The following is a 22,662-nucleotide window of genomic DNA, read 5'->3' as shown; positions in this document are numbered from 1 at the left end:
GGACCGGGCCGTGCGCGCCGCGGCCGCCCGGGCCGCCCGGCCCGAGCGGCCGGCCGAGCGCGTCATCGGCACGCCGCCGCGGGTGCGTTCCGCGGCGGCCGCCCCCAGCGTCGTGACGGTGCGGCGGGTGCCGGGCGAGGGCGACGGCGTGGTGTCGCCGGAGAACAGGCCCGCCACCTTCGCGCCCAGCCCGACGACGATGAGCACGGGTCCGACGACGAGGGCGTAGGGCACGCCGAGCGCGATCACCGCGATGCCGGCCCCCAGGAGGACCAGACCGCCGAACAGGAGGAGAGCGGACCGCACGACGACCACGCTACGTGGTACCCAACGGCTCAGCAGTCAGCCGAACGGTCCAACGCAGCGGTGCGGCCGGCGGTGACGACCGCGGGACGGGGTCGTAGAGTGTGCCGAACGCGTCTGGGAGGGCACATGGAGTTCGCGGTCCGGTACGTCAACGGTCCCCTGCAGGGGGTCGGTTCGATCACGGTGCCGGACGACGCCGGTGAGGAGCCGCCGACGCTGCAGCGCATCCCGCTGCCCAGCGGCGAGCACGGCCTGCGGCGCACGGTGTCGGACATGGCGGGCGGCGGCCAGCACGCGATCTACGAGCGCACGGGCTTCAACGAGCCCAGCGGCGAGTGGGAGTTCACGCTGGTCCGCGTGGAGTAGACGGCGTCCCTCGGGGGTCGCCGCGGCGGCCCCCGATGGGCGAGGATCGGGCCGTGTCCACGGATCCCGCCGGCGCCACCGGCGTCCTGCGCCCCGCGACCGCCGACGACGCGGAGCGGGTCGCGGCGATCTTCGCCGGCTACGTGCTGCAGTCGATCGCCACGTTCGTCGAGGACCCGCCGTCCGACGAGTACTGGCGCGAGCGCATCACCACCGCCGGCCCGACCCGCCCGTTCCTCGTCGCCGAGATCGATGGTGAGGTCGAGGGCTTCGCGTACGCGGCGCCCTTCCGTCCGCACGGGGCCTATCGCCACACGGTCGAGGACTCGATCTACATCGCGCCGGAGGCGGCCGGCCGCGGTGTCGGCTCGCGGCTGCTGCGTGACCTGCTGGACGCGCTGCGCGGCACCGACGTGCGCCAGGTGGTCGCCGTGATCGCCGCGCTGCCCGGGACCCGTCACGACACCCCGTCGATCGTGCTGCACCGCCGCCTCGGGTTCGTCGAGGTGGGGCGGATGCCCTCGGTCGGCTACAAGCGTGGGCAGTGGGCCGACACGGTGCTCATGCAGCTCGACCTGCGCCCGGAGGGCTGACCGCCCCCTTCCGGACGGCCCCGGAGACGACGACGGCCCGCCCCGCGGATGCGGGACGGGCCGATCGTGACGTGGGTGCGGGGCCTCAGGCCTCGACGGCCACCGCCGCCGGGCGGGCCCAGTTGCGCTGCGCGTGCCGGACAAGGGCCGAAGCCACCCCGACGCCCGCTCCCGCACTCACGATCATGCCGATGAACACTGCCGCCATGACAGCTCCTCCTCACCACCTGCACGCGCCCGGGGCCGGCGACCGGGTCCGGATGACCCGACCGGCTCGCCGTCGCTTGCGAACGTCGGATGCTGTCTGCATCCACCCCTAGAGACGCGTGGATCACGGGCGGTGTTCCGTCCCGGGGGCGACGCGCGGGATGACCCCACTCACAGCGAGGTCGCGTTTCCGCCCTGTGAGGAACGCGCGTGACCAGTAGTGTCCGAACGACCACGCGAAGTAAACGGTCGTTAACGACATTTGTCTCGTTCGAGGCAAAACGGACATCTGCATTCCCCGGTCGGGGTCGAGGGGAGACGACGTGACGCAGACCGCCGGCGGTGCGCCCGAGGGCATCACCGTCACCGACAACGCGACGATGAAGCGGGCCGTCGGCGCCGCGGCCGTCGGCAACATCACCGAGTGGTTCGACTTCGGGGTGTACGCCTACCTGGCGACGACGATCGAGGAGCAGTTCTTCCCGCCCGACAACCCGGCGCTGGCCCAGGTCGGCGTGTTCGCGGGGTTCGCCGTCTCGTTCCTGGTGCGCCCCCTCGGCGGCCTGTTCTTCGGCCCCCTCGGCGACCGGATCGGGCGCACCAAGGTCCTCTCCATCACCGTCATCATGATGGCGGTCGGGACGTTCCTGCTCGGCTTCATCCCGTCGTACTCCGCGATCGGCATCTGGGCGCCGATCCTGCTGGTCGTCTGCCGCGTCGTGCAGGGCTTCTCCACCGGCGGCGAGTACGCGGGCGCGATGACCTTCATCGCCGAGTACTCCCCCGACCGCCGGCGCGGTTTCTTCGGCAGCTTCCTCGAGTGCGGCACGTTCATCGGGTACGCGCTCGGCGCCACGGTCGCGACCATCATCCCGCTGGTCTCGTCGCCGGAGTTCGCCTCCACCTGGGCGTGGCGCATCCCGTTCTTCATCGCGCTGCCCCTCGGCATCGTCGGGGTCTACCTGCGCGTCAAGCTCGAGGAGACCCCGGCCTTCCAGACACTGCTCTCCGAGTCCGAGGAGCGCGAGGGGCAGCAGGCCGGCGCCGGCATCAAGAAGCTGTTCCGGGACTACTGGCCGGCGATGCTCATGGCCGGCGGGCTCGTGGTGGCCTGGAACGTCCCGAACTACATGCTCACGAGCTACATGCCGACCTACCTCGAGGAGAACGTCAAGGACGTCGGCGGCACCGCCATCGACAGCACGACCTCGCAGATCCTGCAGATCGTCATCCTGTGGGCGGCCGTGTTCGTCATCCCGTTCCTGGGCCGGCTCTCCGACCGGGTGGGCCGCAAGCCGATCCTGTGGGCCGGCGCGATCGGCACGATCGTGCTCGCGTTCCCGATGATCCTGGTGCTCAAGAGCGGGTCCGTGCCGCTGGTCGCGCTCGGTCTCGCCGTGATGGCCGCACTGCTCATCTGCTTCTCGGCCACCTGCCCGTCGACGCTGCCGGCCCTGTTCCCCACCGAGATCCGCTACGGCGGCCTGTCGATCTCGTTCAACATCTTCGTGTCGGCCTTCGCCGGGACGACGTCGCTGATCATGACCGCGGTCGTGCTGGCCACCGGGTGGGCGTACTGGCCGGCGGTCTACCTGATCATCTTCGCCGTCGCCGGTGCCGCGGTGCTGCTCAAGCTGCGCGACCCGGCCGGGCAGCCGCTGCCGGGCTCGAACCCGGCGGTGTCGACCGACCAGGAGGCGCGCGAGCTCGCCGCCTCCCGCGGCTGACGCGGGGCGGTGTCCGACCAGGGGGGTGTCGGGGCGGCGGAACGCGGGCACGATGCTCGCGTGTCCGTCGACTCGACCGCCTCTCCCGGCCCCACCGTCTTCGTCCTGTTCGGGGCGACCGGTGACCTCGCCAAGCGGCTGGTGCTGCCCTCGTTCTTCCGCCTCGTCGAGGAGAAGCTGCTGCCCGACGAGTGGCGCCTGATCGGGAGCGGTCGCCGCAGCAAGACCGACGACGAGTTCCGCGACGACGTCCGCGCGGCGCTCGAGCAGTTCGGCGACCTGCGGCCCGCCGACGGTCCGTGGGACGAGTTCTCCTCCCGGCTGCGCTTCGCCGGGGGCGGCTTCACCCCCGACGACGCGGGCGAGCTGCTCGACCGCATCGCCGAGGCGCGCGGCGACCTCGGGCAGGACGCCCAGCTCGTGCACTACCTGGGCCTGCCGCCGCAGACCTTCGGCGAGTACACCCGTGCCCTCGGCGCCCACGGCCTCGCCGAGGGCTCCCGGGTCGTCTACGAGAAGCCGTTCGGGACGTCGCTGGAGACCTTCCGCGAGCTCGACGAGGTCGTCCACGACGTCCTCGAGGAGTCCCAGGTCTTCCGCATCGACCACTTCCTGGGCAAGGAGGCCACGCAGGAGCTGCGCGCGCTGCGCTTCGCCAACGGTCTGTTCGGCAGCTCGTGGGACCGCCACCACGTCGCCGCGGTGGAGATCGACGTGCCCGAGACCCTCGACGTCGCCGATCGCGCCGAGTTCTACGACGCGACCGGCGCCGTGCTCGACATGCTCGTCACCCACCTGTTCCAGGTGGCCGCCGAGGTCGCGATGGACCCGCCGGCGACGTTCGGGCCCGACGACGTCGCCGCCGCGCGCAACGACGTCATCCGGTGCTTCCGGCCGCTGGCGCGCGAGGACGTCGTGCGCGGGCAGTTCGACGGCTACCGCGACCTCGACCACGTCGCCGACGACTCGACCACCGAGACGTTCGTGGCCGCCCGCCTGTGGGTCGACAGCGACCGCTGGCGCGGCGTGCCGTTCCTGCTGCGCACCGGCAAGCGGATGGCCGAGAGCCACCAGAAGGTCAACCTCGTCTTCCGCGACCCCCAGGACGGGCCGCTGACCGGCGACGACCTGCCGGCGCGCGGCAACGTGCTCTGCTTCGACCTGGCCGGCGACGGCGCCCTGGCGCTGTCGATGAACGTCAAGACGCCGGGCGCGTCGCTGGAGCTCGGCACGACCTGGACCCAGATCCCGCTCGACGGGCTCTCGGGCGGCGACCCGCTGCCGCCCTACGTGCGGCTGATCCACGACGTGCTCGTGGGCGACCGGGCGCTGTTCACCCGCCCCGACGGGCTCGAGGACGTGTGGAAGGTCGCCGCCGAGGTGCTCGACGACCACCGGCAGCCCGAGCCCTACGCCCCGGGCAGCTGGGGCCCCGAGTCCGCCGTCCGCCTCGCCGACCCCGTCGGCTGGGTCCTCCCCCACTGACCCCACGTGCGTGATCTTCGGAGCTATCGCTCAGAAGATCACGCACGTAGGGGTCAGGGGCGGATCTCGAGCAGGAGCTCCGGCGGGATCGCGAAGTAGCCGGCGAACGGCGCGGCCTGGGCGCAGAGCAGCGTCATGGCCAACGCCATCGCGGTCGCCAGGAGGCCGAGGGCGACCGCGGCGCGGCGCAGGCGGTCGGCGTGGACGCAGGCCGTCGCGGCCAGCGTCACCAGGGCGACGAGGTAGAGCGCCGTCAGCCGCAACGGGTCGATCGCGGACGTCGAGAGCACGAGCCGCGTGCGCCGGGACTCGAGGGCCCCGTCGATCGAGGAGACGATGCGGTCCTGCGCGACCCGCTGGCCCTCGCTCTGCACGGGCAGGTCCAGGGCGATCCGCTGGATCGCCACGAGCGCCGCCGGCGCGACGGTGAGCGACGCGTCGCCGCCCGACATCTGCGGCCACTCGTCGCGGACGTAGCCGTCGATCTGGGCGTCCAGCAGCGTCCGCACCTCGGGCCGGCGATCGGGGAACGAGCCCATCAGCAGGTCGATGTCGCGCAACGCGCTCGCCTCCTGCGCCACCGCCGCCGCGGCGTCACCCCGGTCGGCCCACACGTCGGCCACGAGGAAGCCGACGAGCAGACCGAAGATCAGACCCATCGGGGCGAGCAGGCCCGGGCTGAGCGGGCCGAGGGCGTCGGCGCGCCCCCGGCGGCGCAGCAGCCGCAGGACGACGAGGCACAGCCCGGCCCCGAGGTAGAGGGCGAGGAACACCGTCGCCGCCACGACGAGCACGGGGGCGTGCGCCAGCCACGCGATCACAGCGGCGCAGCCTAGGTGAGCAGGATTCGCGGGGACAGCCGCGAATCCTGCTCACCCGGGTGGGTCAGTGCTGGGCGCCCGGCTCACCGGCGTACTCGGGGCCGGCCTGCTGGCGGTTCGCCGGGTCCTCGGCGGAGGCGCCCTGGATGGCGCGCCACACCGCCTCCGGCGTCAGCGGCATGTCGACGTGGCGCACGCCGAGGTGGGACAGCGCGTCGACCACGGCGTTGTGCACCGCGGGCGTCGAGCCGATCGTCCCGGACTCCCCGATGCCCTTGGCCCCGATCGGGTTGAGGTGGGTCGGGGTCTCGGTGTTGGACACCTCGAACGGGGGCAGGTCCGCCGCCGACGGGATGACGTACGACGCGAGGTTGCCGCTGGTCGGGTTGCCGTCCTCGTCGAAGGTGACCCGCTCGTAGAGGGCCTGCGCGATGCCCTGGGCGATGCCGCCGTGCTGCTGGCCGGCGACGAGCAGCGGGTTGAGGATGCGGCCAGCGTCGTCGACGGCGACGTGGCGGCGCTGGGTCACCATCCCGGTGTCCAGGTCGACGTCGACGACGGCGATGTGCGACCCGAACGGGAAGCTCGACTGGCCCTGCTTGAAGTCGAGCTCCTGGCGCAGCGGGCCGGCCTCCCCGTCGTCGGAGCCCGAGCCGTCCTCGGCCGCCGTGGCCACCTGCGACCAGGTGATCGTGCGGTCGGCGACGCCGCGGACGCCGAAGCCGCCGTCGGTCTGCTCGATGTCGTCGGTCGACGCCTCGAGCAGGTGCGCGGCGATCTCCCGCGCGCGGTCCACCAGCTGCTCCGACGCGGTCCAGATCGCGCTGCCGCCGGTCTGCAGCGAGCGCGACCCCAGCGTGCCGGCGCCGCTGCGCACGAGCGCGGTGTCGGACTGGACGACCTTGACCTTGTCCATCGGCACACCGAGCACACCTGCCGCGAGCTGCGCGAACGCCGTCTCGTGGCCCTGGCCGTGGGCGCTGGTGCCGGCCATGACGGTGAACGTGCCGTCCGGGTGGGCCTGCGCCGAGCCGTACTCGCCATCGAGGCCGAGCGGCGCGGTGACCTCGACGTAGGACGCGACGCCGATGCCCATGGCGGTCCGGCTGCCCTCCGCGCGGCGGCGCTCCTGCTCGGCGCGCAGGCCGTCGTAGTCGGCGGCGGCCTTGACCGCGTCCAGGGCCTTCTCGTGCTCGGCGTTGTCGTACTCGGCGCCGGTGAGGCTCGTCATCGGGTACGCGTCGGGCTGGAGGAAGTTCTTGCGGCGCATCTCCAGCGGGTCGACGCCGATCTCGTCGGCGGCGATGTCGATGATCCGCTCGAGCAGCTGGGTGGCCTCGGGCCGCCCGGCGCCGCGGTAGGCGCCGGTGGTCGTCGTGTTGGTGACGACGGTCTTCCACGTGAAGTCGATGGCCGGGATGTCGTAGACGCCCTGGGCCATGAGCTGGGTCAGGCTCGGCAGGATCGTGCCCACCGCGGGGTACATGCCGCCGTCGCCGACGACCGTCGCGCGCAGCCCGACGATGCGCCCGTCGTTCTTCACGCCGAGCTCGACGAACTGGACCTGGGCGCGCCCGTGGACCATCGAGAGCAGGTTCTCCGAGCGGGTCTCGGTCCAGCGCACGGGCCGGCCGAGGTCCATCGCTGCGCGGGCGGCGATCGAGTACTCGGGGTAGGCCGTGGCCTTGGGGCCGAAGCCGCCGCCGACGCGGGGGGCGATGACGCGGACCTGCTCGGCGTCGAGCCCGAGGTCCGAGGCCACCGCGTCGCGGGCGCCGTGCGGGGTCTGGATCGACAGCCACAGGGTGACGCCGCCCGACGGCTCGCCCGGGACGGCGACGCAGGCGTTGGGCTCCATCGGGATGCCGGCGAGGCGCTGGTTGTAGAACTTCGCCGAGACGACCGTGTCGGCGGTGTCGAAGATGCCCTCGACGTCGCCCGTGCCGGCGCCCGCGACGACGTTGGAGCCGTGCTCCTCGAAGATCACCGGGGCGTCGTCGGCGAGGGCCTCCTCGATGCCGACGACGGCGGGCAGCGGGTCGATGTCGGGGAACACCGACTCGGCGGCGTCGAGCGCCTGCCCCGCGGTCTCGGCGACGACGGCCGCGACGATGTCGCCGACGAACCGCACGCGGCCCCGGGCCAGCGGCGGGCGCGACATCGCGTCCGGCACGACGCCCGGCAGGCCCGGCCGGTCGTTGATCTGCAGGTCGCCGTCGGTGTAGACCCCCACGACGCCCGGGCGCGAGCGCGCCTCCTCCACGTCCACCGAGTTCAGCGTCCCGTGGGCGATCGGTGAGCGCACGAAGACCACGTGCAGCGAGCCCTCGACCGGCAGGTCGCCGGTGTACTGCGAGGCGCCGGTGATGAGCTCCTGGTCCTCGGTGCGCTTCACCGAGTGACCGAAGATCGAGCCGGATCGACTGGGGGTGATGGTCATCGGTGCTGCTCCTCGGTGTCGAGAGTGATCGTGGCGGTGATCGAGGGCGGCGCCCCCGGGACGCCGCCGGTGACGCGGAGGACGTCCCCGCCGGGGCTGTCCTCGTGGTCCGCTCGGACGGTCGCCCCGGAGAACACCGGCCGCGCGAGGCGGTAGGCGCAGTGGGCGACGCCCCGGCCGGGCCGGTGGCGCCGGGGTATCTCCAGCAGCATGAGCGCGAGGAGCGGACCGTGCACGACGAGACCGGGGTAACCCTCGACCCCGGTCACGTACGGCTCGTCGTAGTGGATGCGGTGGGTGTTGTAGGTGAGGGCGCTGAAGCGGAAGAGCAGCGTGGGGTCCGTCCGCAGCTCCACCGCCTCGCCCGACGCCGCCGGCGCGCTCCCGGGCGGGTCGGGGGCGGCGATCCCCCGCGAGGCCCCCGGCGGCTGGGACCGGTAGACGACGTCCTGCTCCTCGGCCACGGCCAGGGCCCCGTCGGCGCCGGTGTACTCGTGCCGCACGGTGACCAGCAGCATCGCCCCGCTGCGACCGTGCTTGACCTCGGAGGCGGTCAGCGCGGAGACGCGCGTCAGCTCCTCCCCCACCCGCATCGGGCGGCGGACCTCCAGGCGCCCGCCGGCGATCATGCGGCGGCGGTCCGGGACGGGCGGGAGGAACGTCCCGGCCGCGGGGTGCCCGTCGTCGCCGAGCTCGTCCTGCCGCGGGTGGTCGAGGAAGCCGAACCAGTGCCACAACGGGGGCAGGGCGTCGCCCTCCCCGGCGACCGGCGGCAGGTCGAGCAGGCCGGAGAACGCCGCGACCGACCACGCCGGGGTGCTCCCCGTGGTCGACACCGGCGCGGGCGACCAGGCGGCCGTCGCCGCCGCGAGATCGACCTCGCCCACGTCCGTCCTCCTCGTCGTCCGCCGCGGCGCCCAGAAGATCAGATGGCACGCGCCGGCGTCGAGTCCGGTTTCCGCGGAGCGGTACTGCTCTGGGCCGTTCGCGAGGCGCCCTGCCCGCCGACGGGTTGCGCGCGACCGAGCAGGCTGGACGGGGGCCCGGTCACCGGCCACGATCGCCGCCGTGGACTTCGACGAGGCCCGGGCCGTGTTCTGCCAGCCGCGCACCGGCCCGGTCGCCGCGCCGACCGCGGCGCCGACCCCGGCCCGCCGACTGCGCGACGCCGTCGAGCCGCTCGCCATGGTCACCGTGTGGAGCGGGCCGGCCGCCGACGCCAGCGCGGCCGCCGGTCTCGACTTCCTCGGCGGCTACGTCGGCGGCCGCGCCTCGGTGCTCGGCGACGTCGACGGAGCGGTCGTCGCCGCCGCCTTCGCCGTGTTCGAGCCCGACCTCGTCGGCGGCCTCTGGGACCAGGCCCGCGCGTCGTGCCCGGTCGCCGAGCTGCGGGCCCTGCGTGAGCGCGCCGGGACCGAAGCCCTGCGCACGGTGCTCGCCGACGTCGACGAGGCCGAGATCGACACCGTCGTCACCGCCCTGCGCGCGGGCCTCGACACCGCCGACCCCATGGGCCGGCCGCTGTTCGCCGGGATGTCGCGGATGCCCTGGCCGGCCGCACCGCACGGCCGGCTCTGGCACGCGGTGACGCTGCTGCGCGAGCACCGCGGCGACTCCCACGTCGCCGCCTGCGTCGCCGCGGGCCTCGACGGCATCGAGGCCAACATCCTCACCGAGCTGCGGGTCGGCTTCGCGCTCCTGGAGTACACGTCCACCCGCGGGTGGTCGGCCGAGGTCATGGACGCGGCGATCGCCCGGCTGCGCGGCCGCGGCCTGCTCGAGGGGGACGCCCTGTCCGCCGCGGGCCGGCGCGTCCGCGACGGCGTCGAGGACGCCACCGACCGGGCCCAGCAGTCCGTGGTGGACGCCCTGGGCGACGGGCTCGACCGCACCGTCGCCACCCTCGGCGCGTGGGCCGAGCCGGTGCTGGCCCACGGCTGGTTCCCGCCCGACCCCTACAAGCGGGCGGCCGGCTAGACCGGTCAGGCCTCCGGGACCTCCTCCTCGATCTCGTCGAGCCAGATCGTCGCCGACGAGTCGGACGGGGCCCGCCAGTCCCCGCGCGGCGAGAGCGACCCGCCGGCGACGACCTTCGGGCCGTTGGGCTGCGCGGAGCGCTTGAACTGGGCGAAACCGAAGAAGCGCTGCGCGAAGACCTGGAGCCAGTGCCGGATGTCGGCGAGCTCGTAGGACCTGCGGTCGCCCTCCGGGTAGCCGGGCGGCCAGACCCCGGCGTCGAGGTCGCGCCACGCGTGCCAGGACAGGAAGGCGATGCGCGAGGGCCGGAACCCGTGGCGCAGGAACCAGTAGAGGTTGAAGTCCTGCAGGTCGTACGGCCCGATCTTCTGCTCGCTGGACTGGATCTCCTGGTCGGAGTCCGCGGGCACCAGCTCGGGGCTGATCTCGGTGTCGAGCACGTCGGTCAGGACCGTGCCGACCTCGTCGTCGAACTGCTGCGAGCTGATGACCCAGCGGATGAGGTGCTGGACGAGCGTCTTCGGCACCCCGGAGTTGACCGTGTAGTGCGACATCTGGTCGCCGACGCCGTAGGTCGACCACCCGAGCGCCGCCTCCGACAGGTCGCCGGTGCCGACGACGATGCCGCCGCGCTGGTTCGCCGCGCGGAACAGGTAGTCGGTGCGCAACCCGGCCTGGACGTTCTCGAACGTCACGTCGTACTGCGGCTCGCCCTGCGAGAACGGGTGGCCCAGCTCCTTGAGCATGAGCCGCGCCGTCTCGGTGATGTCGATCGTCTCGAACGTGACGCCGAGCGCCTCGGACAGCCGCTGCGCGTTCGACTTGGTCCGCTCGCCGGTGGCGAAGCCGGGCAGGGTGAAGGCGAGGATGTCCGAGCGCGGGCGCCCGGCGCGGTCCATCGCCCGCGCCGCCACGATCAGCGCGTGGGTGGAGTCGAGCCCGCCCGAGACGCCGATGACGACCTTCGCGTCGCCGATCGCGCGCAGGCGCTGCAGCAGGCCCGCGACCTGGATGTTGTAGGCCTCGAAGCAGTCCTGCTCGAGGCGTGCCGGGTCGGCGGGCACGAACGGGAAGCGCTCGACCTCGCGGCGCAGCCCGATGTCGCCGGCCGGCGGGTCGAGCACGAAGCCGATCGTGCGGAACGGGAGGTCGTGGCGGCGGCGGTTGTCGTCGAACGTCCCCATCCGCAGGCGCTCGGAGCGGAGCAGGCGCAGGTCGACGTCGGCGACGGCGTGCCGCTCCCCGGACGGGAAGCGCTCGGTCTCGGCGAGCAGCGTCCCGTTCTCGTGGATGCTCGTCTGGCCGTCCCAGCTGACCTCGGTGGTCGACTCGCCGTCGCCGGCCGCGGCGTAGACGTAGGCCGCCGAGCAGCGCGCCGAGGCCGACCTCGCCAGCAGCTGGCGGTCGTCGGCCCGCCCGACCGTGATCGGGCTGCCGGAGATGTTGGCCAGCACCGTCGCCCCGGCCAGCGCCGCCTCCGCGCTCGGCGGGATCGGCACGAACATGTCCTCGCACACCTCGACGTGCAGCACGAGGCCGTCGACGTCGGTCGCGTCGAAGAGCAGGTCGGCGCCGAAGGGGACGTCCTCGCCGCCCAGCGTGATCGTCCCAGCCTCCCCCGCGCCGGAGGCCAGCTGGCGGGGCTCGTAGAACTCGCGGTAGTTCGGCAGGTAGGTCTTGGGGACGACGCCGAGCACCCGCCCGCGGTGCACCACCACGGCGCAGTTGTAGGCCCGGTTCCGGTGGCGCAGGGGCGCGCCGACCACCAGCACCGGGGTCAGCTCCGTCGACGCCGCGACGACGTCGCCGAGGGCGGCGACGACGCTGTCGAGGAGGGTGTCCTGCATCAGCAGGTCCTCGATCGAGTAGCCGGACAGGCACAGCTCCGGGAACACCGCGAGGCCCACCCCGTCCTCGTGGCACTCCCGGGCGACGGCCAGCAGGGAGCGGGCGTTGGCCGGCGGGTCGGCGATCGTGGTGCGCAGGGTCGCGGCCGCGACGCGCACGAAGCCCTGGTGGTAGACCGACGTGAAGGGCGGGGTGGGCATGTCCGGCTGTCCTCCTGGGCCTGCTCCGGGGCGGAGACGCGGGCGAGCGTAGATCGCCCGCCCGGTCGCCGCCGGAGGGTCAGGCGGTGCCCGCGACCGGCGTGACCGGCGTGCGGTCCTCCTCGGGCACGAGCGCCCAGGCGGCCAGGTAGGCGATCAGACCCACGAGGTGCCCGAAGACGGCCAGGAGTATCGCCACGACCCGCACGAGCGTCGGGTCGAGGCCGGTGCGGGCCGCGCTGCCGCCGCAGACGCCGGCGATCCAGCGGTCGCCGACGCTGCGGCGGAAGCCGAACGACTCCGGCGCGGGCTGCTGTTCCGGCGGCTGTTCCGGCTGCGGCGCGGGGGTCGGGTCGGCGGGCGTGTTCTCCGGTGTGCTCACGGGACCGAGCGTGCCGCCGCGGGACGGCCGCGCCCTCCGGGTCGGTCCCTGGTCCGACCCCGGTCCTCGCCCCGGGTGCCTCAGGGAGTCCCCGGGGTCGCAGGTCACGGTTGACCCGGCGCCCGGCGGGCACTCCTGCCGCGACCCCCTCGAGCCCCCGGGAGCACCGTGTCCGCCGCACCGACGCACCTCACGGCCGTCCCGCCCGCCGCGCCCGTCCGGGTGCCGCCCGGCGAGTTCGTCGCGGACGACCCCCCGGTGCCGGCCGGGGCGGTGCGCGCGGTCGCCGACGAGATCGCCGAGGCCGCGGCCACCGTCGCGGAGGACGTCGAGCAGATCGTCGAGGGAGCCGTCGGCGAGCTGCTCGCGGGCGCCGGCGTGGCGTGGGGCCTCGTCCGCGACGCCCTGGGCGAGCTGACCGACACCGGCGTGGCGGACCTGCCGCGCACGGTGGTCGAGGTCGGCGGCGCCGCGCTCGCCGCGCTGGCCGCCGAGACGTGGCGCCGCGGCGGCGCGGTCGCCGCCACCACGCAGGTCGCCGGCCGCCACGCCGCGGCCCGGGCGGCGACCGCCGTGCTCCGGATCGCCACCGCGGACCCGTCCGGCCGCCGATCCTGACCGTTCGTCACAGTCACGCCGTCTCACCCAGCCGCAGTCACCCTTTTGACGTAGCACTGGCGATGTGTTCTGACTTACAGTGACCGGCACCGCCGGCACAGCCGGCGGACCACCACTGTCAGCAGCGGGTGTCCCGGGGGGTCCGGGGACCCCGCAGGAAGGGGTCGGCGATGCGCACGACCTACCGGGTCCTCGCCTGGATCCTGGCCCTCGAGGTGGTCGTGCAGGCCGCCGCCATCGCCTGGGCGCTCTTCGGCCTCAGCGCCTGGATCGAGGGCGGCGGGGTGCTCGACGCCGCCGCGATGGAGGCCGAGCCGCAGTTCGACGGCGTCGTCGGCTTCATGGTCCACGGCCTCAACGGGCAGATGATCGTGCCGGTCGTGGCGCTGGTCCTGCTCGTGGTCTCGTTCTTCGCGAAGCTGCCCCGCGGGGTCGCGTACGCCGCGGCGCTGTTCGTCATGGTCCTGCTGCAGGTGCTCCTGGGCATCGTGTCGCACTCGATCCCGGCGCTCGGGATGCTCCACGGGGCCCTGGCACTGGCCATCCTCGTCACCGCCGTGCTCTCGGCCCGGCTCACCGCCGCGCCCGCGAGCACCGCGACGCCGGCCGCGATGGCCTGAGCGGGCTCGACGATGTTGCGAGCGCGGCGGCGGTGGCGCACCAGGGTCCGGCGCCGGACCCTGGTCGCCCTCGTCGCCGCGCTCGCGGTCGTCGTCCCGATCGCCTGGATGTGGGCCGACAGCCTGGTGCCCGCGACGTACTCGGTCGCGGACATGGGCACGCCCGACTTCGGTGGCGGCCCGGTCGGGCCGGACCACGCGGGGATGGCGGGAATGGCCGGGACGACCTCCGTCGACCGGCTCCGGGAGCCCCCGGGTCCGGCCGACGTCGACGTCACGCTGGTCGCCCGCGGCGGGCGCGTGACGCTGCCGTCGGGACGTGTGGTCGACGGCTTCACCCTCAACGGCACCACCCCGGGCCCCGAGATCCGGGCCGTGCAGGGCCAGCTCGTGCAGGTCCGGCTGGTGAACGAGAACGTGGCCGAGGGCGTCACCCTGCACTGGCACGGCTACGACGTGCCCGCCGGTGACGACGGTGTCGCCGGCGTGACCCAGGACGCCGTGCGGCCGGGCGGCTCGTTCGTCTACCGCTTCCGCGCCGGGCAGGCGGGGACGTACTGGTACCACTCGCACCAGGTGGCCGACCCGCAGGTGCAGGGCGGGCTGTTCGGCGCGCTCGTCGTCACCCCGACCGACGGGCTCGGCGGCACCGGCGACGTCACGGCCGTCACCCACCTCTACCAGGGCCGGCGCACGGTCAACGGGCTCGACGGCGACGTCGCGGCCCCGGGCGCCCCGGGCACGCGGGTGCGCGTGCGCGTGGTCAACACCGACAACGGGCCGGTGCAGGTGTGGGTCGGCGGCGCGCCGTACCGGCTCGCCGCGATCGACGGCACCGACGTCACCGGGCCGACCCCGACGAGCGACGCGCTGAACGTCACCGCGGGCGCCCGCGCCGACCTGGAGATCGACCTCCCCGCCGACGGTGCGGGCGTGCGGGTCGAGCTCGGCGGCGCCTCCGCGGTGACCTTCGGGCGGCCCGCGGCCCCCACCCCGCGGCCGCGGGGCGAGCTCGACCCCCTGCGCTACGGCAGCCCGGCCGCCCTGCCCTTCGACCCCGCGGCCGCCGACCGGCGCTTCGACTACGTCATCGGGCGGCGCCTCGGGTTCCTCGACGGCACGCCCGGCCTGTTCTGGACGATCAACGGCCACCTCTGGCCCGACGTGCCCATGTTCGTCGTGCGCGAGGGCGACGTCGTCCGCATGCACATCGACAACCGCAGCGGCCAGCTGCACCCCATGCACCTGCACGGGCACCACGCGGTGGTGCTCGCCCGCGACGGCGTGCCGGCCACCGGCAGCCCGTGGTGGGTCGACAGCCTCGACGCGCAGGACGGCCACACATACGACGTCGCGTTCGTGGCCGACAACCCCGGCCTGTGGATGGACCACTGTCACAACCTGACCCACCCGGCCGAGGGCCTCATGGCCCACCTGATGTACGAGGGCGTGACCACGCCGTACCGCGTGGGTGGGGACCCCCACAACGACCCGGAGTGATCGCGCCCCGCGACGGGGGGATACTCGTCGGTAACCCACGCGGTCGCCACGACCGCCCGGAGGTGACCGATGTCCACCCCGACCACGCTCGCGCCCGGGGTCGCCCCCTGGCTGCTCGCCCACGCGACCGCCTGCGCCGAGGCCGTGACCAGCGCTCTCGCCCTGCTCGACGACGACGAGGTCGACACCGTCCCCGATCTCTCCGGGGAGGGCTTCACCCTCGAGGTGCACGCGGATCCGCCACGCGCGGTGCGGGCGCTGCGCTGGACCGCGCAGGGCTGGACCGTCACCGCCGACTCCGCCCTGCGACGGGCACCGCGCTGGACGGGCCTGGGCCTGCCGGCCGATGCCGATCCCCTCGAGCTGTGCGAGGCGCTGCGCGCCGCGGGCTGAGCAGCCGGCGGCAGGGGGCGGGTCCGGGCCGGTGCGGGCCCCTCGTCCGCACCGACGACCCGCACCGGAACGTACCGGGCGGTCGGCCCGCCACCAAGGCTCGAGCCGGACGGGCGGTCGCACCCCGTCGGCGAGCGCCCACGGGCCGTACGCACTTTGACGTACAGCGCTCGGGGCCGTAGCGCCCCTAGCCTCGGACGGGCGACGCCCCGCCGGGGGCCACGGGAGGCGACATGCGCGACCGGATGGACGACCACCTGATCCAGGAGCCCCGCATCCGTCGCGTCGTCCGGCGGCCGGCCGAGGACGTCGCGGAGCCGCCCCGGGACGGGCCCCCGGCCGCGGGGCGTCCCCGGCGCGACGAGCGAGCGGGCGACCGGTCCGGGGACCGGCAGACCGGCTAGCGGCCCCGCCCGTGGCCGTGACCGTTGCCGCGGCCGTTGCCGTTGCCGTTGCCGTTGCCGTGCCCGGGTCCGTCCCCGGAGCCGCCACGACCCGCGGCCGCGCGGTACTGCTCCCACCAGCGCTCCCACGCGGCCGCGGCGCGCGCCGAGTCCTGGCCACGGGAGCGGCGGGCCGACGACGTCGCCGCGACCTCGTCGACGTCCTCGACCGCCGTCTGCCGGGTCGTCGTGGTGCGGGCGGTGGTGCTGGGGGTCGGGTCGACCGGGATCACGGGGGGCGCGGCGACCGGCACGGGTAGCGGCGCCGGGAGCGCGGCGCCGGCGGCGTCGGGCCCGGCGGCCAGCGGCACCGGGTCGGCGGTGTTCGCCGCGACCACCACCCCGGCCACGCCGAGCACCCCGACCAGCCCGGCGCCCGCGGCGACGACCCGCCGGGCGGGGCGGAGGCGGTCGGAACGCTTGCGGCGGGCGGAGCGCGCGGTGACCGGGGTGACGGCGCGGGTGGCGGGCGGTAGGGCGATCGGGCCGGTGCGGTCGGTCGCGCCCTCGGACACGAGGGTGTCGACGCCCGGCGCGGACGCCGACTCCCCCGACAGCAGGCGGGCCGCCTGGGCGGCGGTGGGCCGCCGGGCGGGGTCGTGGTCGAGCAGCGCACGCAGCACCGGCGTGAGGTCGCCGGCGTGGCGGGCGGGCTGGACGACGCCGGTGGCGACGCGGGCGAGCACCTCGAGCGCGTTGCCGCCGTCGCCGGCCGGCGGGGTGCCCTCGAGGGCGGCGTAGAGCGTCGCGCCGAGGGAGAAGACGTCGGCCGCGGCGGTGGCGACGCCCCCGCGCGCGAGCTCGGGAGCCATGTAGTGGGGCGTGCCGGCGACCAGGTGGTCGCCCGCGCCGGGGTCGGCGTCGACGACCGCGATGCCGAAGTCGGTGACCGTCACGACGTCGCCGACGCCGATCATGATGTTGGCCGGCTTGACGTCGCGGTGGACGATCCCGCGCCCGTGCATCGCGGCGAGGCCCTCGGCGATCTCGGCGCCGATCGCCGCCACACGGGGCGGGGGCAGCGGGCCCTCGCGCTCGAGGAGGTCCGCGAGCGAGGGCGCCGCGACGTACTCCATGACGAGGCAGACCTCGCCGTCGAGCTCGGTCATGTCGAAGATCGCCGCGAGCCGCGGGTGGTGCAGGCGGGCGGCGACGCGTCCCTCACGGTGTGCCCGGTCGCGCACCTGCCGGGCGCGGGCCTCGTCGAGCGCCCGCCCGCCGTGCAGCCGCTTGATCGCGACGTCCCGGTCGAGCAGCTCGTCGTGGGCCCGCCACACCGAGCCGGAGCCACCGCGACCCACGGGGGCGATGAGGAGGTACCGGCCGGCGACGAGGCGTCCGGGCTCGATGGTGGCCCGGGCGTCCCACAGGGCGCTCGGTGCCGAGGTCGGCGTCGACATGCCCCTCCCTTCTACTCCCTGACCGTTCATCGCGGGGCGTGACCGTTCCGTTACCGAATCGGCACCGGATCGCGCAGCTCCCCCCGATCGGGTGGTGCCGCATCCTCGCCCACCCCCACGCTCGCGCCGCACCGGCCCACCGGTGCGCGAGCTGTGATCGGGGCCATGCGCCGTGTCGTGCGCGGGGACACAGCACTGACCAGCGGCGATCCGCTCGACTATTCGGTACCGTCGGTATCGAGTACTTCAGGTACTCCCATCCGACCCCGTACGACGCGGAGGGAACCGCCGACATGGCGATCTCGGACATCAAGGAGTTCACGCACCTGAGCGAGGCCGACGTCGCGGCCATCGGGCGTGAGTTCGACCAGATCCGTCGCGACGTCGAGGCGACGCGCGGCGAGGACGACGCCGCCTACATCCGTGGCGTGATCAAGCTGCAGCGCCGCCTGGAGATCGGCGGGCGCGCCGCGCTGGTGGGCAGCATCCTGCCCCCGCTGTGGATCGCCGGCACCGCCGCCCTGGCCGCCTCCAAGATCATCGAGAACATGGAGATCGGCCACAACGTCATGCACGGCCAGTGGGACTGGATGAACGATCCGGAGATCCACTCGGCCGCGTGGGAGTGGGACAACGTCTGCCCGGCCGAGCAGTGGAAGCACTCCCACAACTACCTGCACCACACGTACACGAACGTGATCGGCAAGGACAAGGACGTCGGGTACGAGATCCTCCGCGTCCGGTCCGACCAGCCGTGGCACCCCTACTACCTGGGCCAGCCGCTCTACAACGCGCTGCTGATGTTCCTGTTCCAGTGGGGCGTCGCGCTGCACGACCTCGACATCGAGGGCGCGGCGAAGATGGACGCCGACCCCGAGGAGATGAAGGCCAAGCTGCGCCAGATCGGGCGCAAGGCCGGCAAGCAGGCGCTCAAGGACTACGTGTTCTTCCCGGCCCTGTCCGGCCCGTTCTTCCCGGCGACGATCGCCGCGAACGTGACGGCCAACTTCGTCCGCAACGTGTGGTCCTACGCGATCATCTTCTGCGGGCACTTCCCCGACGGTGCCGAGGTGTTCACCGAGGAGGAGCTCGAGGGCGAGACGTGGGGCGAGTGGTACCTGCGCCAGCTGCTCGGCTCGGCCAACTTCACCGGCGGCAAGCTCATGCACCTCATGAGCGGCAACCTCGGCTACCAGATCGAGCACCACCTGTTCCCGGACCTGCCGTCGAACCGGTACCCGGAGATCGCGGAGAAGGTGCGCGACATCTGCGCCCGCTGGGACCTGCCCTACACGACCGGGCCGTTCCCGCAGCAGTTCTGGCAGTCCACGCGGTCGATCTGGAAGCTCTCGCTGCCGGTGGCGGGCGAGCTCAGGCGCTTCGTCGACCGCCTGACCGGCCGCGAGAAGCCGACCCCCGAGAACGCCGACGTTCCGGCGCCGCGGACGGCCGCCGAGCCGACCCACGTCGAGGAGCCCGTCGCCGCTTGATCCCTACGTGCGTGATCTTTCGAGCTATCGCTCGAAAGATCACGCACGTACGGTCACGAGTCGGGCGAGACCATCACGTAGTCGTCGGGCAGGGGCCGGCCGTCGAGGTGCGCCTCGAGCATCTCGTGCACACCCTCGGCGATCTTGACCTGGGCCTCCTGCGTCATGCCCGAGCAGTGGATCGTCATGGCCTCGCGGCCCTTCGGCAGCGACCGCCACGGGTGGTCGGCCGGGGCCGGCTGCGGGTACCACGTGTCCCCCGCGTAGCCCGCGAGGTGACCGGACTCGAGCGCCTCGACCAGCCCGTCCCGGTCGACGATCGCGCCGCGCGCGGTGTTGACCAGCCACGACCCCGGCTTCATCGCCTTCAGGCGCTCGGGCCCGAACAGGGCCTGGCTGCCGTCCATCAGCGGCAGCGCCAGGCAGATCACGTCCGACTGCGCGACCAGGGTGTCGAGCCGGGCGTAGCGCACGCCCAGCGTGGCCTCCTCGCCCGGCGACCGGCGGTGGTTCGCGTAGTAGAGCATCGTCACGTCGAAGCCCTTGAGGCGCAGCGCGGTGCGGGCGCCGATCGCGCCGAGCCCGACGATGCCGACCGTCTTGCCCTCGAGGTCGTGCGACGGCGCGGAGACGCCGGCGACGTCCCACCCCCCGTCGCGGGCGTTCTCGTGCGCCGGGACGAAGTTCCGGACCAGCGCCAGGATCTGCAGGACGTTGTGCTCGGCGACGCTGACGACGTTGCTGCCGGTGACCTCGGCGACGGTGATGCCGTGCTGCTTCGCGGTCTCCGGGTCGGTGTGGTCCGAGCCCACGCCCGCGGTGATCACGAGCTTGAGGTTCGAGGCCTTGGAGACCCGGTCCTCGTCGAGGTAGACCGGCCAGAAGGGCGTCGTGATCAGCACCTCGGCGTCGGAGAGCTCGGCGTCGAGCCCCTCGCCGGTGTCGGTGGTGGTGACCAGCTCGTGGCCACGGTCGGTGAGGAAATCGTGCAGCCCCAGGGCCTGGTCGGCGCTGGCGGGGACGTCGCCCTCGACGGCGTCGGACGGCGGGTAGGACACGTAGACGACCTTCATGCGGTCGGCTACCCGATCGCACGGGTGCCCTGCGGGCAGGTGAGCAGAAAACAGTGCTCCGGCACTGATCTCTGCTCACCTGCCGGAGGCACCTAGCGCAGGGCAGCGATCCTGTCGAGCACGGTCTTGCGGTTCTTGGTGCGGCGCTCGTAGGCGTCGACCTTCCCGAGGTCGCTCGGCGAGAGCCCGTCGACCGCCTTGGCGGCGTCCGCCGCGTTGAGGTCGTCGTAGTTCTTGATCGGCAGCTCCTCCTCGCGCGAGACCGCGCCCTTGGCCTCGCCCTCGGCCTGGGCGACGCCCGGCACGCGGCGGGCCTGGTCCGCGGCCGCGCCCGCGGCCCCGCCGATCTGCGTGCCGAGGCGCTGCAGCAGCGCCGGGAACGCCTCGGCGAGCTCGCGGGTGAACTGGGCCTGGGCGCGGGCGAACGCCTGCACCCACTCGGCCGTGCGGTTGCCGGCGGCCTCCTCGGCCTCCGCGACGTTCTCCAGCAGCTCCTTGTAGGCCCGCAGCGACTCCTCGCCGCCCTGCCGGGCCCGGCTGACGATCTGCTCGTTCAGGCTCCGGACCTGCTCGACCACCTGCTCGACGCGCGGATTGCCGGCCATCGCTCCTCCTCGATCGGTGCTGCGCTGCACCACGGGGTGACAGCGGGTGGCGTCTCGCTTCCCGGCCATCGACACGGCCAAACAGGTGATCGGCGACCGCTCTCCGTACGCGGGACGAGCGGCGGTACCCCGGGCGTTCCGGAGAGCACGACGAGCTGTGTGACGCGCCTCGCATCGCCACCTACAGTGGTGACCGCCGCAACACGGTGCGTAGGAGGTCGTCAGCGATGCGCAAGCCACGCCACGTCCGGCTCACGGAGCCCCTGGTCCGGGAGAACGGGGAGCTGCGTCCGGCGAGCTGGGAGGAGGCCCTCGCGCGCGCCGCGGCGGGTCTGCGGGGCGTCCCGGCCGACGCCTTCGGGATGTTCAGCTGCTCGAAGGCGACCAACGAGATGAACTACGCCGCGCAGAAGTTCACGCGGGCGGTGATGGGCAGCAACAACGTCGACAGCTGCAACCGCACTTGACACGCTCCCAGTGTCGTCGGTCTGACGACGGTGTTCGGTGCCGGCGGCGGCACCTCCGCCTACATCGAGGCGGAACACGCCGACCTGCTCGTGCTGTGGGGTTCCAACGCGCGCGAGACGCACCCGATCTTCTTCCACCACGTGCTGCAGGGGCTGCGCCACGGCGCGCGGATGTACTCGGTCGACCCGCGCCACACCTCGACGGCGCACTGGGCCGATGCCTGGCTGGGCCTCGACGTCGGCACGGACATCGCGCTGGCCAACGCGATCGGCCGCGAGATCATCCACGCCGGGCTGGTGAACCGCGCGTTCGTGGAGCGCGCCACCACCGGCTTCGACGACTACGCGGCGACGGTCGAGCCCTACACGCTCGAGCGCGCCGAGGAGATCACCGGTGTGCCCGCGGCGACGATCCGCGAGCTCGCGCACGCCTACGCCCGCGCCGACCGCGCCCAGATCTGCTGGACGCTCGGCATCACGGAGCACCACAACGCCGCGGACTACGTGTTCGCGCTGATCAACCTCGCGCTGCTGACCGGCCACGTCGGCCGGTACGGCTCGGGGCTGGTGCCCCTGCGCGGGCAGAACAACGTGCAGGGCGGCGGTGACATGGGCGCGATCCCGGCCAAGCTGCCCGGCGGCTACGACGTCGGCGACGAGGCTGCGCGGCACCGCTTCGCGCAGGTGTGGGGCACCGACGACTACCCGCGCGAGCCGGGCATGCACCTCTCGCAGATGTTCGAGGCGATGGAGCGCGGCGAGCTCACGGCGCTGTACTGCATCGGCGAGAACCCCGCGGAGTCCGAGGCCAACGCCGCGCACGCGCGGCACCTGCTCGAGGGGCTGGACTGCCTGGTCGTGCAGGACATCTTCCGCACGGCCACCGCCGAGCTCGCCGACGTCGTCTTCCCCGCGACGGCCGACTGGTGCGAGTACGAGGGCACGGTGACCAACTCCGAGCGCCGCGTGCAACGGGTGCGCAAGGCGATCGAGCCGCCGGGGCAGGCCCGACCGGACACCCTGATCATCAGTGCCCTGGCCACCGAGCTGGGGCACGACTGGGGGCAGCCCAGCGCCGAGGAGGTCTGGGACGAGCTGCGGTCGGTGTCGCTGAACTGGCACGCCGGCATGAGCTACGCCCGCCTCGACGCGCTCGGCGGCATCCAGTGGCCCTGCCCGTCGGAGGACCACCCGGGCACGCCGCTCATGCACGCCCGGCTCTGGGCCGACGATCCCGCCGAGCGGGGCGCGCCGGCGCCGTTCACGCCGGTGGAGCACGTCGCGCCCGTCGACGCCCTCGACGACGAGTTCCCCATCCGCCTCACCACGGTGCGGGTGCTCGACGCCTACAACTCCGGGGTGCAGACCGGCGGCTATTCGTCGCCGCTGCGCCGCCGCGAGTCGCTGCGCATCGACGCCACCGACGCCGCACGCCTGGGCATCGCCGACGGCGAGCGCGTGCGCGTGGTGTCCCGGCGGGGAGCCGTGGAGGCGCCGGTGGCGGTCGACCCGTCGCTGCGGCCGGGGCTGGCGTCGTTCACGCCGCACTTCACCGAGGAGGTCGACGTCAACGTGCTGACCAACGACGCCTGGGACCCCAAGTCGGGGACCTCGGAGTTCAAGGCGACGGCGGTCCGGGTGGAGAAGCTGGACCGGATGGCCCCGGCGGCCACCGCGATGCCGGTGGCGGGAAGCTGACGG

Annotated in this window: 22 protein-coding genes; 12 read left to right on the top strand and 10 right to left on the bottom strand. The window is 73.8% G+C overall.

Translation table 11 applies throughout. The features are described from left to right. Nucleotides 1-306 (bottom strand): hypothetical protein (locus ABD994_RS20960; protein ID WP_425550094.1); only part of this gene is annotated, 306 nt, incomplete at its 3' end. 126 nt (nt 307-432) lie between these two features. Between ABD994_RS20960 and ABD994_RS20955 the strand changes: the two genes are divergently transcribed. Next, a complete protein-coding gene (locus tag ABD994_RS20955; protein WP_345419541.1) occupies nt 433-672 on the top strand; it encodes a hypothetical protein in 240 nt (79 codons plus the stop codon). Between the two features lie 53 nt (nt 673-725). Further along, nucleotides 726-1,265, top strand: coding sequence for a GNAT family N-acetyltransferase (locus tag ABD994_RS20950; protein WP_345419538.1), 540 nt, complete (start codon nt 726-728; stop codon nt 1,263-1,265). An 85-nt stretch (nt 1,266-1,350) separates the two neighbouring features. On the opposite strand, the gene ABD994_RS20945 is transcribed toward ABD994_RS20950, so the two are convergent. Continuing rightward, nucleotides 1,351-1,473, bottom strand: a complete 123-nt coding sequence (locus tag ABD994_RS20945; protein ID WP_345419533.1) for a hypothetical protein — start codon at nt 1,471-1,473, stop codon at nt 1,351-1,353. A 379-nt stretch (nt 1,474-1,852) separates the two neighbouring features. Here ABD994_RS20945 and ABD994_RS20940 point away from each other — a divergent pair, with 379 nt between their 5' ends. Next, nucleotides 1,853-3,199, top strand: coding sequence for an MFS transporter (locus ABD994_RS20940; RefSeq protein ID WP_345419544.1), 1,347 nt, complete (start codon nt 1,853-1,855; stop codon nt 3,197-3,199). A gap of 60 nt (nt 3,200-3,259) precedes the next feature. Further along, on the top strand, nt 3,260-4,684 hold the full coding sequence (locus ABD994_RS20935; protein ID WP_345419530.1) for a glucose-6-phosphate dehydrogenase: 1,425 nt from the start codon (nt 3,260-3,262) through the stop codon (nt 4,682-4,684). A gap of 53 nt (nt 4,685-4,737) precedes the next feature. Here the strand turns inward: ABD994_RS20935 and ABD994_RS20930 are convergent, their stop codons facing one another. The 3 genes from ABD994_RS20930 to ABD994_RS20920 all read right to left on the bottom strand — a co-directional run bounded on the left by ABD994_RS20930 (nt 4,738) and on the right by ABD994_RS20920 (nt 8,832). Further along, on the bottom strand, nt 4,738-5,505 hold the full coding sequence (locus ABD994_RS20930; RefSeq protein WP_345419526.1) for a bestrophin-like domain: 768 nt from the start codon (nt 5,503-5,505) through the stop codon (nt 4,738-4,740). Nucleotides 5,506-5,569: 64 nt separating this feature from the next. Beyond that, nucleotides 5,570-7,945 (bottom strand): xanthine dehydrogenase family protein molybdopterin-binding subunit, encoded by a 2,376-nt coding sequence (locus tag ABD994_RS20925; protein WP_345419523.1) that lies wholly within the window; start codon nt 7,943-7,945, stop codon nt 5,570-5,572. Next, complete coding sequence (locus ABD994_RS20920; RefSeq protein WP_345419520.1) at nt 7,942-8,832, bottom strand: HTD2 family dehydratase; 891 nt, start codon at nt 8,830-8,832, stop codon at nt 7,942-7,944. Before ABD994_RS20920 ends, ABD994_RS20925 begins: the two co-directional genes overlap by 4 nt. 181 nt (nt 8,833-9,013) lie before the next feature. Here ABD994_RS20920 and ABD994_RS20915 point away from each other — a divergent pair, with 181 nt between their 5' ends. Continuing rightward, on the top strand, nt 9,014-9,922 hold the full coding sequence (locus ABD994_RS20915) for an SCO6745 family protein (RefSeq protein ID WP_345419518.1): 909 nt from the start codon (nt 9,014-9,016) through the stop codon (nt 9,920-9,922). Between the two features lie 5 nt (nt 9,923-9,927). Here the strand turns inward: ABD994_RS20915 and ABD994_RS20910 are convergent, their stop codons facing one another. Together ABD994_RS20910 and ABD994_RS20905 are read right to left on the bottom strand one after the other, a co-directional pair. Continuing rightward, nucleotides 9,928-11,970 carry an NAD(+) synthase gene (locus ABD994_RS20910; RefSeq protein WP_345419515.1) on the bottom strand — a complete coding sequence of 681 codons (2,043 nt, stop codon included), beginning with the start codon at nt 11,968-11,970 and terminating at the stop codon, nt 9,928-9,930. 79 nt (nt 11,971-12,049) lie between these two features. Then, entirely contained in the window at nt 12,050-12,352 is a 303-nt protein-coding gene (locus ABD994_RS20905) for a PspC domain-containing protein (protein ID WP_345419512.1), read from the bottom strand. A gap of 168 nt (nt 12,353-12,520) precedes the next feature. Here ABD994_RS20905 and ABD994_RS20900 point away from each other — a divergent pair, with 168 nt between their 5' ends. From ABD994_RS20900 to ABD994_RS20880, 5 genes are all read left to right on the top strand, one after another. Continuing rightward, nucleotides 12,521-12,970, top strand: a complete 450-nt coding sequence (locus tag ABD994_RS20900; RefSeq protein WP_345419509.1) for a hypothetical protein — start codon at nt 12,521-12,523, stop codon at nt 12,968-12,970. Nucleotides 12,971-13,140: 170 nt separating this feature from the next. After that, nucleotides 13,141-13,590, top strand: coding sequence for a hypothetical protein (locus ABD994_RS20895; protein WP_345419506.1), 450 nt, complete (start codon nt 13,141-13,143; stop codon nt 13,588-13,590). A 12-nt stretch (nt 13,591-13,602) separates the two neighbouring features. Further along, nucleotides 13,603-15,090, top strand: a complete 1,488-nt coding sequence (locus tag ABD994_RS20890; protein WP_345419503.1) for a multicopper oxidase family protein — start codon at nt 13,603-13,605, stop codon at nt 15,088-15,090. Between the two features lie 69 nt (nt 15,091-15,159). Continuing rightward, a complete protein-coding gene (locus ABD994_RS20885) occupies nt 15,160-15,483 on the top strand; it encodes a hypothetical protein (protein WP_345419499.1) in 324 nt (107 codons plus the stop codon). Between the two features lie 233 nt (nt 15,484-15,716). Next, nucleotides 15,717-15,887, top strand: a complete 171-nt coding sequence (locus ABD994_RS20880; protein ID WP_345419496.1) for a hypothetical protein — start codon at nt 15,717-15,719, stop codon at nt 15,885-15,887. Here ABD994_RS20880 and ABD994_RS20875 read toward each other — a convergent pair. Continuing rightward, entirely contained in the window at nt 15,884-17,326 is a 1,443-nt protein-coding gene (locus tag ABD994_RS20875) for a serine/threonine-protein kinase (protein WP_345419493.1), read from the bottom strand. The two genes, ABD994_RS20880 and ABD994_RS20875, sit on opposite strands and share 4 nt — an antisense overlap. Nucleotides 17,327-17,619: 293 nt before the next feature. Between ABD994_RS20875 and ABD994_RS20870 the strand changes: the two genes are divergently transcribed. After that, nucleotides 17,620-18,816: a fatty acid desaturase family protein gene (locus tag ABD994_RS20870; protein WP_345419490.1), complete on the top strand. Its 1,197-nt coding sequence runs from the start codon at nt 17,620-17,622 to the stop codon at nt 18,814-18,816. A 53-nt stretch (nt 18,817-18,869) separates the two neighbouring features. Here the strand turns inward: ABD994_RS20870 and ABD994_RS20865 are convergent, their stop codons facing one another. Both ABD994_RS20865 and ABD994_RS20860 read right to left on the bottom strand, forming a co-directional pair. After that, nucleotides 18,870-19,889, bottom strand: a complete 1,020-nt coding sequence (locus ABD994_RS20865) for an NAD-dependent formate dehydrogenase (protein WP_345419487.1) — start codon at nt 19,887-19,889, stop codon at nt 18,870-18,872. A 92-nt stretch (nt 19,890-19,981) separates the two neighbouring features. Further along, complete coding sequence (locus tag ABD994_RS20860) at nt 19,982-20,494, bottom strand: hypothetical protein (RefSeq protein ID WP_345419484.1); 513 nt, start codon at nt 20,492-20,494, stop codon at nt 19,982-19,984. Nucleotides 20,495-20,721: 227 nt separating this feature from the next. Here ABD994_RS20860 and ABD994_RS20855 point away from each other — a divergent pair, with 227 nt between their 5' ends. Then, the gene (locus ABD994_RS20855; RefSeq protein ID WP_345419481.1) at nt 20,722-22,659 is read left to right on the top strand and encodes a molybdopterin oxidoreductase family protein; all 1,938 of its coding nucleotides are present in this window, start codon (nt 20,722-20,724) and stop codon (nt 22,657-22,659) included. Nucleotides 22,660-22,662 lie beyond the last annotated feature (3 nt).

Source organism: Actinomycetospora chlora, assembly GCF_039542135.1.
Taxonomy (GTDB): Bacteria; Actinomycetota; Actinomycetes; order Mycobacteriales; family Pseudonocardiaceae; genus Actinomycetospora; species Actinomycetospora chlora.
Note: the sequence above shows the minus strand (reverse complement) of the source record. Positions and strands in the feature narration are given on the sequence as shown.

Coding starts and splice junctions, on each gene's coding strand:
- ABD994_RS20890 (WP_345419503.1), top strand. CDS start 13,603: ATGTTGCGAGCGCGGCGGCGGTGGCGCACCAGGGTCCGGCGCCGGACC.
- ABD994_RS20865 (WP_345419487.1), bottom strand. CDS start 19,889: ATGAAGGTCGTCTACGTGTCCTACCCGCCGTCCGACGCCGTCGAGGGC.
- ABD994_RS20940 (WP_345419544.1), top strand. CDS start 1,853: ATGAAGCGGGCCGTCGGCGCCGCGGCCGTCGGCAACATCACCGAGTGG.
- ABD994_RS20875 (WP_345419493.1), bottom strand. CDS start 17,326: ATGTCGACGCCGACCTCGGCACCGAGCGCCCTGTGGGACGCCCGGGCC.
- ABD994_RS20880 (WP_345419496.1), top strand. CDS start 15,717: ATGCGCGACCGGATGGACGACCACCTGATCCAGGAGCCCCGCATCCGT.
- ABD994_RS20910 (WP_345419515.1), bottom strand. CDS start 11,970: ATGCCCACCCCGCCCTTCACGTCGGTCTACCACCAGGGCTTCGTGCGC.
- ABD994_RS20885 (WP_345419499.1), top strand. CDS start 15,160: ATGTCCACCCCGACCACGCTCGCGCCCGGGGTCGCCCCCTGGCTGCTC.
- ABD994_RS20925 (WP_345419523.1), bottom strand. CDS start 7,945: ATGACCATCACCCCCAGTCGATCCGGCTCGATCTTCGGTCACTCGGTG.
- ABD994_RS20870 (WP_345419490.1), top strand. CDS start 17,620: ATGGCGATCTCGGACATCAAGGAGTTCACGCACCTGAGCGAGGCCGAC.
- ABD994_RS20955 (WP_345419541.1), top strand. CDS start 433: ATGGAGTTCGCGGTCCGGTACGTCAACGGTCCCCTGCAGGGGGTCGGT.
- ABD994_RS20945 (WP_345419533.1), bottom strand. CDS start 1,473: ATGGCGGCAGTGTTCATCGGCATGATCGTGAGTGCGGGAGCGGGCGTC.
- ABD994_RS20860 (WP_345419484.1), bottom strand. CDS start 20,494: ATGGCCGGCAATCCGCGCGTCGAGCAGGTGGTCGAGCAGGTCCGGAGC.
- ABD994_RS20895 (WP_345419506.1), top strand. CDS start 13,141: ATGCGCACGACCTACCGGGTCCTCGCCTGGATCCTGGCCCTCGAGGTG.